Origin of the sequence: Nocardioides sp. JQ2195, assembly GCF_012272695.1 — a bacterium.
Classification (GTDB): Bacteria; Actinomycetota; Actinomycetes; order Propionibacteriales; family Nocardioidaceae; genus Nocardioides.
The window spans coordinates 519,785-535,675 of record NZ_CP050902.1; the positions used below are offsets into that span (position 1 = coordinate 519,785).

Genomic DNA, 15,891 nt, shown 5'->3' on the forward strand with positions numbered 1-15,891 from the left:
GATGAGTCAAGACCCACACGATGAAGTGGGAGCCGCCGGAGATGCGCGAGACCCCCGCGGCCCTGAGCGGGCGGCGGGGGTCTCGACGGTCTCGACGCAGGTCGCGCAGCGACCTGCTCGACGACGAACTAGCTGCCGGAGTTGATCATTCCGGCGCCGACGGTGACGCCGGTGGCCTCGTCGATCAGGATGAACGAGCCCGTGGTGCGGTTCTTCGAGTAGGGGTCGCACAGCAGTGGCACCGTGGTGCGCAGCTGGACGCGGCCGATCTCGTTGACCCCGAGCTCCTTCGTCTCCTGGTCGCGGTGCAGGGTGTTGATGTCCAGGCGGTACTGGATGTCCTTGACCAGGGCACGACCGGTGCGGGTGGTGTGCTTGATGGCGAGCTTCTGGCGCGGGCGCAGCGGCTCGTTGGTCATCCAGCAGACCATCGCGTCGATGTCCTGGCTCGGCTTCGGCGCGTTGTTCACCCGGGCGATCATGTCGCCACGCGAGACGTCGACGTCGTCCTCGAGCCGCACGGTGACCGACATCGGCGGGAACGCCTGGTCGATCTCGTTGTCGAAGAGGTCGATGCCGGCGATCTTCGACGTCATGCCCGAGGGAAGCGCGACGACCTCGTCGCCCTTCTTCAGCACGCCACCGGCGACCATGCCGGCGTACCCGCGGTAGTCGTGGAAGTCGTCGGACTTGGGTCGGACGACGTACTGCACGGGGAAGCGGACGTCGACCAGGTCGCGGTCGGAGGCGACGTGGACGTGCTCGAGGTGGTGCATGAGCGTGGGGCCCTTGTACCAGTCCATGTTCTCGGAGCGGGTGACCACGTTGTCGCCCTGCAACGCCGAGATCGGGATGATCTCGAGGTCGGGGATCGCCAGCTTGGTCGCGAAGGAGGTGAACTCCTGGTGGATCTTGCTGTAGACCTCCTCGTCGAAGTCGACGAGGTCCATCTTGTTCACCGCGAGCACGAGGTGCGGCACCCGCAGCAGCGACAGGATCACCGCGTGGCGGCGCGACTGCTCGGTCAGGCCCTGACGGGCGTCGACCAGCACCAGGCCCAGGTCAGCGGTGGAGGCACCGGTGACCATGTTGCGGGTGTACTGAACGTGGCCCGGGGTGTCGGCGATGATGAACTTGCGGTTCGGCGTCGCGAAGTAGCGGTAGGCGACATCGATGGTGATGCCCTGCTCCCGCTCCGAACGCAGACCGTCGGTCAGTAGCGCCAGGTCGGTGTAGTCGTAGCCCTTGGACTGCGACGTCGACTCGACGGCCTCGAGCTGGTCCTCGAAGATCGACTTCGAGTCCAGCAGCAGGCGACCGATCAGCGTCGACTTGCCGTCGTCGACGGAACCGGCCGTCGCGAAGCGCAGGAGGTCCATGTCGGGGTTGATCGCGGGCTGGTTGGTCTCGGGGGACTGGGTCGCCTCGTTGGCCATCAGAAGTAGCCTTCCTTCTTGCGGTCTTCCATGGCTGCTTCGGAGAAGCGGTCGTCGCCACGGGTGGCACCACGCTCGGTGACCTTGGCGATGGCGACCTCCTCGATGATCTCCTCGATGGTCGAGGCGGTCGACTCGACGCAACCGGTGAGCGTGATGTCACCACAGGTGCGGAAGCGGACGACGCGTTCCTCGACGACCTCGCCCTCACGGGTGGGGTTCAGCGGGGTCTCCGACAGCAGCATGCCGTCGCGCTCGAAGACCCGGCGCTTGTGGGAGAAGTAGATCTCGGGGATCTCGATGCCCTCGCGACCGATGTAGTCCCAGATGTCCAGCTCGGTCCAGTTGGAGATCGGGAAGATCCGCATGTGCTCGCCCGGGTGGATGCGACCGTTGTAGAGGCTCCACAGCTCGGGGCGCTGCATCTTGGGGTCCCACTGGCCGAACTCGTCACGGTGGGAGTAGACGCGCTCCTTGGCGCGGGCCTTCTCCTCGTCGCGACGACCACCACCGAAGGCGGCGGTGAAGCCGTTCTCCTCGATCGCGTTGATCAAGGTCGGTGTCTGCAACCGGTTGCGGGTGGTCTTGCCGTCGTCGACCACGATGCCGCGCGCGATGGCGTCATCGATGCTCGCCACGATCAGCTTGACGCCGAGGCGCTCGACCCAACGGGCGCGGGTCTCACCGACCTCGTCGAAGTCCTGTCCGTTGTCGATCTGCATGATCGGGAACGGGATCTTCGCGGGATAGAACGCCTTCTCCGCCAGACGGAGCATGACGATCGAGTCCTTGCCGCCGGAGAACATCAGCACCGGCTTCTCGAACTCCGAGGCAACCTCTCGGAAGATGTGGATCGACTCCGCCTCCAACTGGTCGAGCTGACTCAGTTGATAGTCGGCGTGAGTCGCGGCCTTGACCGGCTCTACCATTTGTTTGGGACCTCTCCTCTTGGACAGCAGCCGTCATCGTATCGGGCGACCGCTCGTGAGTCTCGTTCAGTCGTTGCTTTGGTGCTTGTCAGCGTGGTGCGTGACACGCCACGCCCCCGAGTTGTTGTCGAAGGCGGGTAGCCCGCGGGTCTGGCGGACGAAGCCCCAGGCGAGCGGACCGAGCAGCAGGAACGCCGCGCCCAGCATGCCGATGATCTCCGGTGCGACGCCGAGGAGCTTGAGCCCGGTGAGGCTGAGGACGATCACGATGCCGCGTCGGATCACCGACTGGCTGACCCAGTTGGCCATCCGGGCGCCGAGGAAGGTGCCGGGGATGCCGCCGATCACCAGCGGGATCAGCACCTCCCAGTCGACGCCGCTGACGATGACGTGGCCGATGGCTGCCGCGAGCACCAGCGGAACCGCCTGGACCAGGTCGGTGCCGACCAGCTTCACCGCCGAGAGGGTGGGGTAGAGCAGCAGCAGGGCGACCATGATCAGCGAGCCCGACCCGACCGAGGTCACGCCGACGAGCAGTCCGCCGACCATCCCCACCAGCAGCGTCGGGATCGGTCGGACGACCATCTCGCTCCTGGGCGCCTCGTTGCCACCGGTCACCTGGCGCAGCTGGATGTACATCCGGAACGTGTAGGTCGCCGCCGTGAAGAGGAGCGCGCAGCCGATCGCGGTCCTGACGAAGTCCTCCTGCTCCTTGGCCGCGCCGAAGTGGTCGATGACGAAGGCGCCGGCGAAGGCAAAGGGGACGCTTCCGGCGATGAGGTACGCCGCCAGCTTGAGGTTGGGCGAGCCGCTGCGCCAGTGCACCCCGGCGCCGACGGACTTGGTGATGCTCGCGCTGACCAGGTCGTTGGCCACGGCGGCGGTCGGGTTGATGCCGAGGAAGATCAGCGCCGGTGTCATCAGGGCGCCACCGCCCATGCCGGTCAGCCCCACGACGATGCCGACCCCGAAGGACACGCACAGCACGGCGAGTGCGGCCGTGGTGAAGATGTCGGGCATGGATGAAGTCCCTTAAGTCGAGTGAATCACTAGGTATACGCGATGAGCAGGGTAATGGGTGGGTCCGATCATGCCGCAATCCGGTGCCCTGACCCCGCAGCCGAGTGCCGGGGGTGGGATGTCGTCGGCGACGTGCCGAGGATTCCGTGCGGGGGCGGAGGAAGAGCTCGAGCGGTTGGCCGGCGCGAAGGGGCTCGCGGCTCAGACGTCGAGCAGGCCCTCGTCGCGGAGCACCGCGAGCACGTCGTCGAGTGCCTCCTCGATGGAGCGGCCTGTGGTGTCGACGCGCACGTCGGCGTCCTCGGGCTCCTCGTAGGGCGACGAGATGCCGGTGAACTCGGGGATCACTCCCGCTCGCGCCTTGGCGTAGAGCCCCTTGCGGTCACGGCGCTCGCACTCCTCGAGGGGAGTCGCCACGTGCACCAGGAAGAACTCCCCACCTGCGGCGTCGACCATCCGGCGTACGTCCTGACGGGTCGCGTCGAACGGCGCGATCGGGCTGACGATCGAGACCCCACCGTGGCGGGCGATCTCGGCGGCCACCCAGCCGATGCGGCGGATGTTGGTCTCGCGGTCCGCATTGGAGAAGGTCAGTCCCGCGCTGAGGTTCCGGCGTACGACGTCACCGTCGAGGCTGGTGACCGTGCGGCGGCCCTGCTCCAGGAGCTTGTCCTGGAGGGCGCGGGCGATCGTGGACTTGCCGCTGCCCGACAGGCCGGTGAAGAAGAGGACCAGTCCGCGCTCGTCCGGGGCGGGACGGTCGAAGTCGACGATGGCCTGGATGGACTCGGGAAGGTTTCGAGACGGCTCGTTCCTCGCCTCCTCAACCCCCGAGGACGACGAGGGCAGTGCCACCACCGGGTCGCCGGCCGCGTAGTTGTCGACGACCTGGTGCCCGAGCAGGTGGTCGGCGGAGGGGTCGTCGTGGGACGGCAGCGGCACGGCCACCACGGAGGCGTCGTCCAGCAGGTCCGCGGCGGCGAGGGTGGCTCGGAGCAGGCCGACCGGGCTGAGGTCGTCGGGGGTGCCCGCGCCGACCAGTGCCAGCAGGACCAGCCGGGAGCTCGGCAGGGCATCCAGCTCGGCCCGGGTGAGCGCGGCGGTCACCGGGACGAACGTCGCGCCGGCGTGCTGCTCACGCACCTGGCTGGGGGAGAGGTAGAGGCGACGGAAGGGGCCGTACGCCGCGTGGGCCAGGTGGGTGACGTTGCCCTCGCGATCGATCGTCGCCAGCGGCAGGCCCTCCGGGTCGACCAGCTCGACGGTCTCCGCCTCGGCCAGCTCCGCCGGCAGCTCGAGCCGGACCGGGGAGCCTGGCTCGTTGAACCCGGTCAGCGGTTCGTAGGCACCGGTGACGAGGAGCTCGAGATCGTCCAGCTCGCGCTGGGTGGGGCAGTGCTGCGGGTGAGGGTTCTGGGGAGTCGACACGGGCGCCATCCTGCCATCTGCGACGGTCGGCAGTGTGCCTGCACGCCCGGGTGGACCATGGTCGCGAGAAACACGCGAACCTGCAGGGAGCTGGTTCGGCCGCGCAGCAGTGCATGCGCTGGGCCGAGCTGGGGCAGGCCCGGGCAGCGCTGGGGCGGAGGATCAGCCTGCGTCGGGAAGGCCGGCGACCAGGTCGCTGAAGACCTGCTGCACCCGGCGGGGCAGGTTCTCCGCGGCCCTGCCGGAGTCGGCGTCCAACCGGTGGTGCACGATCACGACCAGGTTGCCCTGCCGAGCGATCAACCGGGTGGTGCCGGTGCCCTTCTTGGCCTGCCACGCCTCGTCACCGAGCCCGTCGACCGGCCGCATCGGCCCGACGTAGTTGATCTCCTTGTCGTCGCGCCACTGCGCGACCTGGCGCTCAGCCGCTTCGACGGAGGTCAGCTTGGTGCCGTCGGCGTCCGTGCGTGCCGCGAGCGGGAAGAGCTCGACACTCAGGTACTTGTGCTGGTCGTCGGGACGTTCCGACTCGCTCCAGGTGCACCCCGAGGGGCGGGGCAGGTCCGTCCGGAAGCCCAGTGCCCGCAGCGTCGCTGGCCGGATCCGGTCGCAGAGGTTCAACGTGTCAGCCGGAGTGACGTCGCCGTCGGTCCACGTCGTGGGTCGCTGCGAGGGGGCTGGCGGGAGCGGCTCGCCCGTGTCCTCCATCTCGTACGACGACAGCTCGCTGCCGCTGATGGTGTAGAGGCGGTCGTCGGCCCAGCCGAGGGACGTCGACAGGGTCCTCTCGCTGGCCGGGACACGACCGACTTCCCGCACGTCCGTGGGGTCCGCCGGGTCGGCGAGCCCCACCCAGAGCTCGAGGCCGCGCAGGTCGTCGCCCTGCTCGGGCACGACCCACTGCAGGGTCAGCAGGTCGTCGCCCGACCGGCCGGCGATCGCGGGCTGGTCGGGCAGCGTCGACCACGTCCGCTCACCGGTGGCCAGGTCGAAGCCGTGGAACGGGCTCGACTGCACCCCGATCGGGTAGGACACGATGAACTGTCCGTCGAGGATCCCGATCACGGTCGGGAAGCTCGCGTTGCTCTCGAAGCCGACGTACGCCCCGGGGCGGCCGTCCCGGTCGAAGCGCCGGAAGAGCCGGTGACCACCGGTCTCCACGCCCAGGACCAGGGGCTTGTCGGAGACGACCTCGGTGGCGCGGGTGCGCTCGTCGAGGGTGCGCGACCAGAGCCTGCGCAACGACTCCTCGTCGTACGCCGTCAGCGTGTCGGTGCCGTCCTGCGCGTCGTGGCGCGAGACCACCATCAGGCCCTGCCCGATCACCACGTGGCTCAGGCAGGCGTCGGACTCCGGGAAGACATCGGGCTGGCGCTTGCCGGTGCGGGCGTCGAAGCGGCGTACGACGTCGCAGTTGACCGGCATGCTGACGGTGCGCTCGGTGATGCTCGGCACCGCGTCGTCGTAGAGGTACTTCGTGTCCCCGAGCGGCTGGTGCCACAGCAACGTGCCGGAGCCGGTGTCGACTGCGGCGATGCGGCGGATGTCGCAGTCCCTGTCGTCGGCGAGCAGGAGGACGACGGTGCCGTCCCCGTTCGGCCCGTCGGACGTGCGGCAGACCTGGCCCAGCCGGTTGGGGAGTCGGAGCTCCCACTGCGGGGTGCCGTCCACGCTGTCGAACGCGGCCAGGCCGTTGGTGCCGGGGAGGACCACCGTCGAGCCGATGTGCCAGGTGGTGAGCCCGCCGCCGCTGTGGGTGGACCGGCCCGAGCGCACCGGCGTGCCGATGTCGGCGATGTCAGCCGACCATCCTGCGTCCAGGGATGCCGGGCGATCGATCTTCTCGGGCTGGTCGGAACGCTCGGCGGCGTCCTCGCTGCAGGCCGCCAACGGGAGCGCCATGCAGGCTGCGAGCGCGGCCAGGAGGGTTCGTCTCATGGTGGCCGTCCTACCCGGGTGCCCTCACCTCAAACCGCGTGCAGCGATAGCGTCGGGGACATGAGTGCACCTGTCGTCGCCGAAATCTTCCGCTCGGGTGTGGTGGAGGGCCACCACTACGGGTCCGTGGTCGCCCTCGACGCGTCGGGCGAGGTCGAGTGGTCGGTCGGAACCGTCGACGCGCCGGTCTTCCCGCGCTCCTGCAACAAGCCGATCCAGGCGCTGGCCATGGTCCGCGCGGGCCTCGACCTCTCGCCGGACCTGCTCGCCCTCTCCTGCGCGTCGCACTCCGGCGAGCCCTTCCACGTCGACGCGGTGCGTCGCATCCTGGCCGGCGCCGGACTCGACGAGTCTGCCCTGCAGTGCCCGCCCGACTTCCCGTTGGACGACGCGGCCAAGGAGGCGCTCCTGCGCTCCGGCGGGGAGAAGGCCGCGGTGCTGATGAACTGCTCCGGCAAGCACGCCTCGATGCTGGCCACCTGCGTGGTCAACGGCTGGGACACCGCGACCTACCTCGACCTCGACCACCCGCTGCAGGTGCGGATCGCGGAGACCTTCGCCGAGCTCACCGGTGAGCCCGTGGCCAACGTCGCGATCGACGGGTGCGGAGCGCCGCTGCTGTCCGCCTCGCTGACCGGCCTGGCCCGTGCCTTCCGCACCCTGGCCGTGGCCGCCGAGGGCCCCGAGGCCCGCATCGCCGCAGCAATCCGCGAGTTCCCGCAGAACGTCTCCGGCTCCACCCGCGACGAGCGCGCGCTGCTCACGGCGATCCCGGGCGCGATCGGCAAGGCCGGCGCCGAGTCCTGCTACGCCGTCGCGCTGCCCAACGGCCAGGCCTTCGCGCTGAAGTGCGACGACGGCGCCCCGCGGGTGCGGCCGGTGCTGATGGCCGAGGCCCTGCGTCGCTCCGGCGTGCCCTCCCTCGACGGCGTCGACGCTGCTGCGATCGACGCGACCGGCCAGTTGCCCCTGCTCGGCGGCGGCAAGCCGGTGGGGGAGATCCGGGCGACCTTCTGACATGGGCTGGGCGTCGACGTTCTACTGGACCGGTGCCGCCCAGGTGGTGGCCGGCGGACTGGTCGCAGCAGCCACGGCGCCCCTCGACCTGGCCAAGGGCAGCTGGCTGGCGGCGTACCTCGTCCTCGTCGGCGGTGTCGCGCAGTGCCTGGTCGGGCGCGCCCAGGAGGCCTTTGCGCCGGCGCCGGTCCGTGGCCGGACCTGGTGGGTGCAGTACGCCGGGTGGAACGCCGGCAACCTGCTGGTCATCGTCGGGTCGCTGACCCGTGCGCCGTACGTCGTCGACGTCGGTGGCCTGCTCCTCCTGCCCACGTTGGTGCTGGCCGTGTGGACGACCCGTGCGGCGACTGCCGGCGTGCTGCTGTGGGCGTACCGCGCAGTGCTGTTCCTGCTCGCGGTGACCATGCCCATCGGCCTGGCGCTGGCGCACCTGCGCGCCTGACGCCCGGCTCGTCGTCGATCCCGAGCCCCTGTCCCGGGGCAGCCGCGCCCGATGTCGCGACCTGCGCCGGCGGCGTGCATTTGAGCAGGAAGTTCGGGTGCGTCCGTGCGACGGGCACGCTCGACGGTGTCCATCGTCCCGCGAACTTCCTGTCGAAATGACCGCCGCAGAGTGTCGCGCTGCATGCCGCAGCTAGCGCGGCGTACGACGCTCGTTGAACATCCAATCACCTGTGGGGCAAGGGAAAAGTCGGTCGCGTGTGCGCAAGGCCACGCGTGCGTCGACTTGATTTTGCTAACTGCAGTTAGCACCATGGAGTCATGGCAAAGGGAATGGTCGGAAAGACAGTCGAGTCGCTCGGCGACTACCTCAAGGAGCAGCGGACCTCCGCTGAGCTCTCGTTGAGGCAGCTCGCGGAGCAGGCCGGTGTGTCCAATCCGTACCTGAGCCAGATCGAACGTGGTCTGCGCAAGCCCTCCGCCGACGTGCTTCAGCAAATTGCCAAGGCTCTCCGGATCTCGGCCGAGCAGCTCTACATCCGCGCCGGGATCGTCAGTCCCGTCGACGGTGTGGGGGGTTCGGTGGAGCTGGCGATCCTCGCCGACACCAAGCTCACGGAGCGGCAGAAGCAGTCCCTGCTCGACGTCTACTCCTCGTTCCTGGCCACCAACGGCCAGGCCGCGGACGAGACCGACAGCTGACCATCCATCCTGGAGCGGTCCGAGGGGATCGCACCGCAAGCATTGAGGAGATCGACATGGCCAAGGCCAAGTTCGACATCAAGTCCGAGGCGACCCGCCCCTTCTACGCCACCGTCGGCGCCACCGACCTCGCGGTCGAGGTTGCCCGCCAGTACGTCATCGACGTGCAGACCCGGGTTGCCGACGTGCAGAAGAAGGTTGCCGCCATCGACCTGGAGCCCAAGAACCTGAACAAGCAGGCGCAGACCGTCGTCTCGGCCCGCGTGGACTCCGTGACCAAGGAGGCCAAGGAGGCCCAGGCCAAGCTGGAGGCGAAGCTCGCCGAGCTGCAGGCCGAGGCCAGGAAGGCCCAGGCCAGGTTCGAGGCCCAGGTTGCCGAGCTGCAGGCCGAGGCCAAGGCGTTCCCGACCAAGGCCCAGGGCTTCGTCGCCGACGCCGTGTCCGACGCGACCTCCACCTACACCGACCTGGTCAAGCGCGGCGAGAAGGCTGTCGCGAAGCTCCGCAAGATCGAGCTGGCCGTCGACGTCGACTCCAAGAAGACGAAGACCACCGTCTCCGCCGACGTGAAGACCGCCACCGGCACGACCAAGCCCGCCACCAAGCCGGCCGCCAAGAAGGCCCCGGCCAAGAAGGCTGCTGCGAAGAAGGCCCCGGCCGCCAAGAAGGCCCCGGCCAAGAAGGCTGCTGCGAAGAAGGCTCCGGCCGCCAAGCAGGCCCCCGCGGCCCAGGCCACCCAGACCAAGGCCACCGAGACCAAGCAGGCCTGAAGAGATGAGTCAGGGGAGGAGCAGCTGACGCTGTTCTGACTCCACCGGCACAGCCCCCGAGCCATCGGCTCGGGGGCTGTGCTGATTTCCTGTGGTCGTCGGCCGTTCCCCCTCGGCGCGGCGTGGCACGTAGGCTGGTGACCGTGTTCGACATCTTCCTCATCGAGGCCTACGTGGTGCTCGCGGTCACCTTCATCGCCCTGGGCGTGAAGGTGTTCGCGTTCGTCAACGCCCTGCTCTGGCCCGCCGAGGCCTACTCGGCCGCCAACAAGCTCTCGAAGCCGGCCTGGCTGGCGATCCTCGGTGTCGCCCTGGCCGCGCAGGTGATCCTGATCCAGGCCTCGCCGCTGAACTTCCTGCACCTGATCGGCTCGGTGGCCGCGATCGTCTACCTCGTCGACGTACGCCCGGCGGTCTCCGCGCTCACCCGCCGCTGACCGCAGACGCCGTACGTCGCGCGTCGGGCTCGGCCGGTCGCGGGACCGCTGGCCCCGGGGTGGTCAGGGAATTCAGCATGGAAGGCTGGGGCCACGCCCGAGCCACCACCACCGAACGGAGGCATCACCCGATGCGTGCGATCCACATCAGCAGCCTCGACGGTCCCGAAGCAGTCGAGCTCGTCGAGATCCCCGATGCGACCGGCGACGAGCAGGTCGTCATCGACGTGAGAGCCATCGGTGTCGCCTTCCCGGAGGTGTTGCAGTCCCGTGGTCTCTACCAGCTCAAGCCCGAGCTGCCGTTCGTGCCCGGCGCCGAGGTGGCCGGGGTCGTCGCCTCCGCGCCGGAGGGCTCGGGGCTGTCCGTGGGCGACCGGGTGGCTTCGCTGCCGATGCTCGGTGGCTTCGCGGAGAAGGTGCTGGCCCAGCCCCACCTGACCTTCAGGCTGCCCGACTCGGTCAGCTTCGAGGAGGGCGCCTCGTTCCTCTTCAACTACTGCACCTCCCACTTCGCGCTCGTCGACCGGGGCCACCTGCTGGCCGGCGAGACCGTGCTCGTGCACGGCGCGGCCGGAGGCATCGGCACCAGCGCCATCCAGGTCGCCAAGGCGTTCGGAGCAGGCCGGGTCATCGGCGTCACCTCGACGGAGGACAAGGGCGAGATCGCGGTGACCGCCGGTGCCGACGAGTTCGTCCTCGCCGACGGCTTCAAGGACGCAGTCGGCCAGTCGGTGGACATCGTCGTGGACCCGGTCGGTGGCGACCGGTTCACCGACTCACTGCGCACGCTGCGTCCGCACGGCCGCCTCCTGGTCATCGGCTTCACGGCCGGCGACATCCCGACCGTGAAGGTCAACCGGCTGCTGCTCAACAACATCTCGGTCACGGGTGTCGGTTGGGGTGCCTACGCGATGCCGCGACCCGGCTACATCGGCACCCAGTGGGAGGCGATGCTGCCGCACCTGTCGAGTGGTGCGCTCAAGCCCGTCGTCGGGCCGAGCTTCCCGCTGGACAGGGCCGCCGAGGCGCTGCTGTGCCTCGAGCAGCGCAGGGCCACCGGCAAGGTCGTGCTCACCACCTGAGCCGTTGGGGCAGCGTGACCCGCGGGGTCGGCGGGTCGACTGCCGGGCCCTCGGCAGGGTCTGCCGCCGGGGCGTCCTGCTCGCCGGTCGTCCCGGACCGGGTCAGTCGGCGTTGAGGTACGCCGTCAGGGAGGTCAGCACGTCGCGCGGCACGAAGCCGGTGGCCTCGATCTTCGCCATCGACAGCACGCTGTTGGCCGGCCGCGGGGCCAACGCCTTGTCGGCGGCGTACTCCTGCGTGCTCACCGGCGTGACGTCCCCACGGGAGCGGCCGCAGCGCTGGAACACCTCGGCCGCCAGGTCGGCCCAGCTGGTCGGCGGCCCGTCGCCGGTCACGTTGTAGACGCCGTAGGGCGATCCCGACTCGAGCAGGTGCCTGACCGCGCGGGCCAGCTCCGTGGTGAAGGTGAGGCGGCCGACCTGGTCGTCGACCACGCTCGGGGAGGCCCCGTCGCGGGCCAGCCGGGCCATGGTGCGCACGAAGTTGTTGCCCTCGCCGATCACCCATGAGGTGCGCAGGACGTAGTGGCGCGGCGAGGTCCCGACCGCCAGCTCCCCGGCGGCCTTGGTCTGGCCGTAGACGCCCAGCGGGGACAGTGGCTCGTCCTCGCGGTGGCCGCCGACGGGATCGCCGGCGGTGCCGTCGAAGACGTAGTCGCTGGAGAAGTGCACCAGCGTCAGCCGGTGCTCGGTGGCCAACCGGGCCAGCGTCGCCGGACCGGTCGCGTTGGCGGCCCACGCGTCGGCCCGCCCGGTGGACTCGGCGGCATCCACCGCGGTGTGGGCAGCGGCGTTGAGCACGACGTCGTACTCGTGCCACGGCCAGGCACTGAGGTCCTCGGAGGAGGTCAACGACAGCTCCGCACGGGTGACCGCGTGGGCGTCGGGGAACTCGGCGGCCAGGGCCTGGCCGAGCTGTCCACCGGCGCCGAGGATCAGCGTGCGCAGGGGCTTCATCGCCGTCGCGGCGTCGAGGGTCGGGTTGTTCTGGTCCTTCTCGGACAGCTCCGACTCGGCCAGCGGGATCGGCCAGTCGATCGCGGCCGTCGGGTCGCCCAGGTGCAGCGCCGGGTAGGCCGTGGTCGGGCGCCAGTGCTCGTTGACCAGATAGCTGTAGGTCGTCGCGTCCTCGAGCGTCTGGTAGGAGTTGCCGACCCCGCGTGGCACGAAGACGGCCACCGACGGGTCGATCTCGATGGTGAACACCTGGCCGAACGTCGGCCCCTCACGCATGTCGACCCAGGCGCCGAAGACCCGGCCGGTGAGCACGGAGACGAACTTGTCCCACGGCTCGGTGTGGATGCCGCGGGTCGCGCCGCGCGCGGTGTTGAAGGAGACGTTGTTCTGCACCGGACCGAAGTCGGGCAGGCCCAGCGCCACCATCTTCTCGCGCTGCCAGTTCTCCTTGAACCAGCCGCGGCTGTCGGCCATCACCGGCAGGCGGACGACGAGGAGACCGGGAATGGGCGTCTGCTCGATGGTGAGCTCAGCCATCACTGTCCCTTCGCGGCGTACGACGCCTCGGTCGCGTCCTTGGCCGGGCGCCACCAGTCCTCGTGCTCGCGGTACCACGCGATGGTGTCCGTCAGCCCGGACTCGAAGTCCTCGAAGCGCGGCGACCAGCCGAGCTCGGCGCGCAGCTTGCCGGACTCGATCGCATAGCGCCGGTCGTGGCCGGCCCGGTCGGTGACCTGGTCGTAGGCGTCCTCGGGCTGGCCCATCAGCTTGAGGATCAGCCGCACCACCTCGAGGTTGTTCTTCTCGCCGTCGGCGCCGATGAGGTAGGTCTCGCCGATCCGCCCGCGCTCGAGGATCGCCAGCACGGCGCTGGAGTGGTCGTCGGCGTGGATCCAGTCGCGGACGTTGAGCCCGTCGCCGTACACCTTCGGGCGGATGCCGTCGATGACGTTGGTGATCTGGCGGGGGATGAACTTCTCGATGTGCTGCCAGGGGCCGTAGTTGTTGGAGCAGTTCGAGATCGTCGCGCGGACGCCGAAGCTGCGCACCCACGCCCGGACCAGGTGGTCGGAGCCGGCCTTCGAAGCGGAGTACGGCGACGACGGGGCGTAGGGGGTGTCCTCGGTGAACCGCTTCGGGTCGTCCAGCTCGAGGTCGCCGTACACCTCGTCGGTGGAGACGTGGTGCAGGCGGACGTCGTGCTTGCGCACCGCCTCGAGCAACGTGAACGTGCCGATCAGGTTGGTGCGGATGAACGGGCTCGGGTCGTTGAGCGAGTTGTCGTTGTGGGACTCCGCGGCGAAGTGCACGACCGCGTCGGCGGCGGCGACCAGCGGGTCGACCACGTCGGGTTCGGCGATGTCGCCCACGACCAGGGTCACCCGGTCCTCGGGCAGCTCGGCCAGTGCCTCCCGGGAGGCGGCGTAGGTCATCTTGTCGAGCACGGTCACGGTGTGGTCGGTGTTCGCGACGACGTGGTGCACGAAGTTGGAGCCGATGAAGCCGGCTCCGCCGGTGACGAGAAGATTCATGGGGCTCACCCTATTGCCTGGCCCCCACGGCTCGTGGTGGTCGTCCGGGTCGGGGCGGTGGCCTCGCCCGTATGATGCGCGACATGCGCGGAATCATCCTTGCCGGAGGCACCGGAAGTCGTCTGCACCCGATCACCCAAGGCATCAGCAAGCAGCTGGTCCCGGTCTACGACAAGCCGATGATCTACTACCCGTTGACCACGCTGATGCTGGCCGGGATCCGCGACGTCCTCATCATCACCACGCCCCACGAGGCCGACGCGTTCCGCCGCCTGCTGGGCGACGGGTCCCAGCTGGGCGTCGACATCACGTACGCCGTGCAGCCCTCGCCCGACGGCCTCGCCCAGGCGTTCGTGATCGGCGAGGAGCACATCGGGTCGTCCGCGGTCGGGCTGGTGCTCGGTGACAACGTCTTCTACGGCCCCGGGCTGGGCCACCAGCTGCGCCGGTTCAACGACATCGACGGCGCGGCGATCTTCGGCTACCAGGTCGCCGACCCCACGGCGTACGGCGTGGTGGAGTTCGACGACGAGGGCCGCGCGCTCTCGCTGGAGGAGAAGCCGGAGAAGCCGAAGAGCAACTTCGCGGTGCCGGGGCTCTACTTCTACGACAACACCGTGGTGGAGCGGGCGAAGACGCTCTCGCCGTCTCCGCGGGGCGAGCTCGAGATCACCGACCTGAACCGGCTCTACCTGGACGAGGGCACCCTGCAGGTCGGCGTGCTGCCGCGCGGCACGGCCTGGCTCGACACGGGCACCTTCGACTCCCTCAACGACGCCAGCAACTTCGTGCGCACCATCGAGAGCCGCCAGGGGATGAAGATCGGCTCGCCCGAAGAGGTGGCCTGGCGCTCCGGGTGGCTGAGCGACGACGACCTGCGCCGGGTGGCCGAGCCGCTCGCGAAGAGTGGCTACGGCGAGTACCTGCTCGGCCTGCTCTGACTCCTGCTTCGGTGGTCGAGGTCGCACCGACGGCGGTTGAGGAGGTCGCTCTGCGACCGTCTCGAGACCCCGCTTCCTAGTTCACCTGCGTCGTGCCCGGCAGCTCGCTGACCTCGTGCTGGGCGTACCAGGACTCGAACTGCCCCTGCTCCATCGCGTCGAACATGCGCCGGGTCCTGCGGACGTCGAGGTGCACGACGCTGGCCCGGCCCACCATGCCGCTCCCCGAGTTGGGTGCGGTCAGGAACCGCATCGCGCCGCTGCGCAGGTGACGCGAGTCGATGGCCAGGTCGCGGAGCTTGCCGTTGGTCAGGCCCGCATCGACCATGACGAGCTCACCCAAGGTGTCGGCGAGCCTGCTCACCCGCACGGGGTTGAGCAGCACGCCACGCGAGGTGAGCTTGTCGAGCACCGTGCGCAGGAAGTTCTGCTGCCGGTTGATCCGGTCGAAGTCGCCTCCGGGCAGGCTGTAGCGGGTACGCACGTAGTGGAGCGCCCGGTCACCCTCGAGGTGGTGGAAGCCGCGCTCCCAGTCGGTCGCGCCGGACCGGGGATCGGTCACCGTGTCCGGGACGAAGACCTTGACACCGCCGATGGCCTCCGTGACGTCCTTGAAGCCGTCGAAGTCGATGATCATCATGTGGTCGATGCGCAGGTCGAGGTTCTGCTCCACGGTGCGCGCGGCCAGTGACGGGCCGCCCCAGGAGAACGCCGCGTTGATCTTCGACCTGCCGTGGCCCGGGATGTCGACCCAGGAGTCGCGGGGGATCGAGACCAGCTGGGCGGCTCGGTGGTCACTCTCGATGTGGAGCAGCATCAACGTGTCGCTGCGGGCGACCCCGGGCTGCCAGCGCCCCGACTCCAACATGTCGTAGACGCTGTCACCGACGTCCCGTGAGCCGTCGAGGTCGTCCACGCCCATCAGCAGGATGTCGATGCCTTGGCCCTGCGCCGGCCGGTGGTCGCCCAGGTCGGTGTCGAAACGGCGTACGTCGTCGATCTGGTTCTCCAGCCACAGCAGCCATCCGATGACGATCGCGAGCAGCACCAGCGCGACCAGCATCAGGATGGTCAGCGACCTGTGGCGCCTGAACCAGCTGCGGCGCCGCTTCCGGCGCACACGAATGCGCCCCGTCGGTTGGTCGGCGACCATCCGGGGCTCCAGCTCCTCCGTGCTGCCGGTCTTCTCGTCGATCATGGTGATCCTGTCTCCCGAGTTCGTCCTGACAACGAATCGCGGGACGGGAGGTGACGGTGCTCA

Annotated in this window: 15 protein-coding genes; 7 read left to right on the forward strand and 8 right to left on the reverse strand. The window is 69.3% G+C overall.

Annotated features, from left to right (window positions below; genetic code table 11):
- Positions 1–128: 128 nt before the first annotated feature.
- The 5 genes from cysN to ncot_RS02470 form a co-directional block, all read right to left on the reverse strand.
- Positions 129–1,436, reverse strand: coding sequence for a sulfate adenylyltransferase subunit CysN (gene cysN / locus ncot_RS02450; RefSeq protein WP_240938031.1), 1,308 nt, complete (start codon positions 1,434–1,436; stop codon positions 129–131).
- Positions 1,436–2,365: a sulfate adenylyltransferase subunit CysD gene (gene cysD, locus ncot_RS02455; RefSeq protein ID WP_168616178.1), complete on the reverse strand. Its 930-nt coding sequence runs from the start codon at positions 2,363–2,365 to the stop codon at positions 1,436–1,438. Before cysD ends, cysN begins: the two co-directional genes overlap by 1 nt.
- 66 nt (positions 2,366–2,431) lie before the next feature.
- Positions 2,432–3,385, reverse strand: a complete 954-nt coding sequence (locus tag ncot_RS02460) for a sulfite exporter TauE/SafE family protein (protein WP_168616179.1) — start codon at positions 3,383–3,385, stop codon at positions 2,432–2,434.
- Positions 3,386–3,586: 201 nt separating this feature from the next.
- Positions 3,587–4,813, reverse strand: a complete 1,227-nt coding sequence (gene cysC, locus ncot_RS02465) for an adenylyl-sulfate kinase (RefSeq protein WP_240938032.1) — start codon at positions 4,811–4,813, stop codon at positions 3,587–3,589.
- A gap of 162 nt (positions 4,814–4,975) precedes the next feature.
- A complete protein-coding gene (locus tag ncot_RS02470; protein WP_168616181.1) occupies positions 4,976–6,751 on the reverse strand; it encodes a PQQ-binding-like beta-propeller repeat protein in 1,776 nt (591 codons plus the stop codon).
- Between the two features lie 60 nt (positions 6,752–6,811).
- On the opposite strand from ncot_RS02470, the gene ncot_RS02475 reads away from it, so the two are divergent.
- The 6 genes from ncot_RS02475 to ncot_RS02500 all read left to right on the forward strand — a co-directional run bounded on the left by ncot_RS02475 (position 6,812) and on the right by ncot_RS02500 (position 11,200).
- Positions 6,812–7,768, forward strand: a complete 957-nt coding sequence (locus ncot_RS02475) for an asparaginase (protein ID WP_168616182.1) — start codon at positions 6,812–6,814, stop codon at positions 7,766–7,768.
- Between the two features lies 1 nt (position 7,769).
- Positions 7,770–8,210, forward strand: coding sequence for a hypothetical protein (locus ncot_RS02480; protein WP_168616183.1), 441 nt, complete (start codon positions 7,770–7,772; stop codon positions 8,208–8,210).
- Between the two features lie 320 nt (positions 8,211–8,530).
- Entirely contained in the window at positions 8,531–8,911 is a 381-nt protein-coding gene (locus ncot_RS02485) for a helix-turn-helix transcriptional regulator (RefSeq protein WP_168616184.1), read from the forward strand.
- 56 nt (positions 8,912–8,967) lie between these two features.
- Positions 8,968–9,681, forward strand: a complete 714-nt coding sequence (locus tag ncot_RS19420; protein ID WP_206065092.1) for a hypothetical protein — start codon at positions 8,968–8,970, stop codon at positions 9,679–9,681.
- 143 nt (positions 9,682–9,824) lie between these two features.
- Complete coding sequence (locus ncot_RS02495) at positions 9,825–10,118, forward strand: DUF2516 family protein (protein WP_206065094.1); 294 nt, start codon at positions 9,825–9,827, stop codon at positions 10,116–10,118.
- A 131-nt stretch (positions 10,119–10,249) separates the two neighbouring features.
- Positions 10,250–11,200 carry an NADPH:quinone oxidoreductase family protein gene (locus ncot_RS02500; RefSeq protein ID WP_168616186.1) on the forward strand — a complete coding sequence of 317 codons (951 nt, stop codon included), beginning with the start codon at positions 10,250–10,252 and terminating at the stop codon, positions 11,198–11,200.
- A 102-nt stretch (positions 11,201–11,302) separates the two neighbouring features.
- Here the strand turns inward: ncot_RS02500 and ncot_RS02505 are convergent, their stop codons facing one another.
- On the reverse strand, positions 11,303–12,694 hold the full coding sequence (locus tag ncot_RS02505; RefSeq protein ID WP_168616187.1) for a bifunctional dTDP-4-dehydrorhamnose 3,5-epimerase family protein/NAD(P)-dependent oxidoreductase: 1,392 nt from the start codon (positions 12,692–12,694) through the stop codon (positions 11,303–11,305).
- Entirely contained in the window at positions 12,694–13,689 is a 996-nt protein-coding gene (gene rfbB / locus ncot_RS02510) for a dTDP-glucose 4,6-dehydratase (protein ID WP_168616188.1), read from the reverse strand. Before rfbB ends, ncot_RS02505 begins: the two co-directional genes overlap by 1 nt.
- A gap of 83 nt (positions 13,690–13,772) precedes the next feature.
- Here rfbB and rfbA point away from each other — a divergent pair, with 83 nt between their 5' ends.
- Positions 13,773–14,630 (forward strand): glucose-1-phosphate thymidylyltransferase RfbA, encoded by an 858-nt coding sequence (gene rfbA, locus ncot_RS02515; protein WP_168616189.1) that lies wholly within the window; start codon positions 13,773–13,775, stop codon positions 14,628–14,630.
- A gap of 76 nt (positions 14,631–14,706) precedes the next feature.
- Here the strand turns inward: rfbA and ncot_RS02520 are convergent, their stop codons facing one another.
- Positions 14,707–15,828 (reverse strand): LCP family protein, encoded by a 1,122-nt coding sequence (locus ncot_RS02520; RefSeq protein ID WP_168616190.1) that lies wholly within the window; start codon positions 15,826–15,828, stop codon positions 14,707–14,709.
- Between the last annotated feature and the right edge of the window lie 63 nt (positions 15,829–15,891).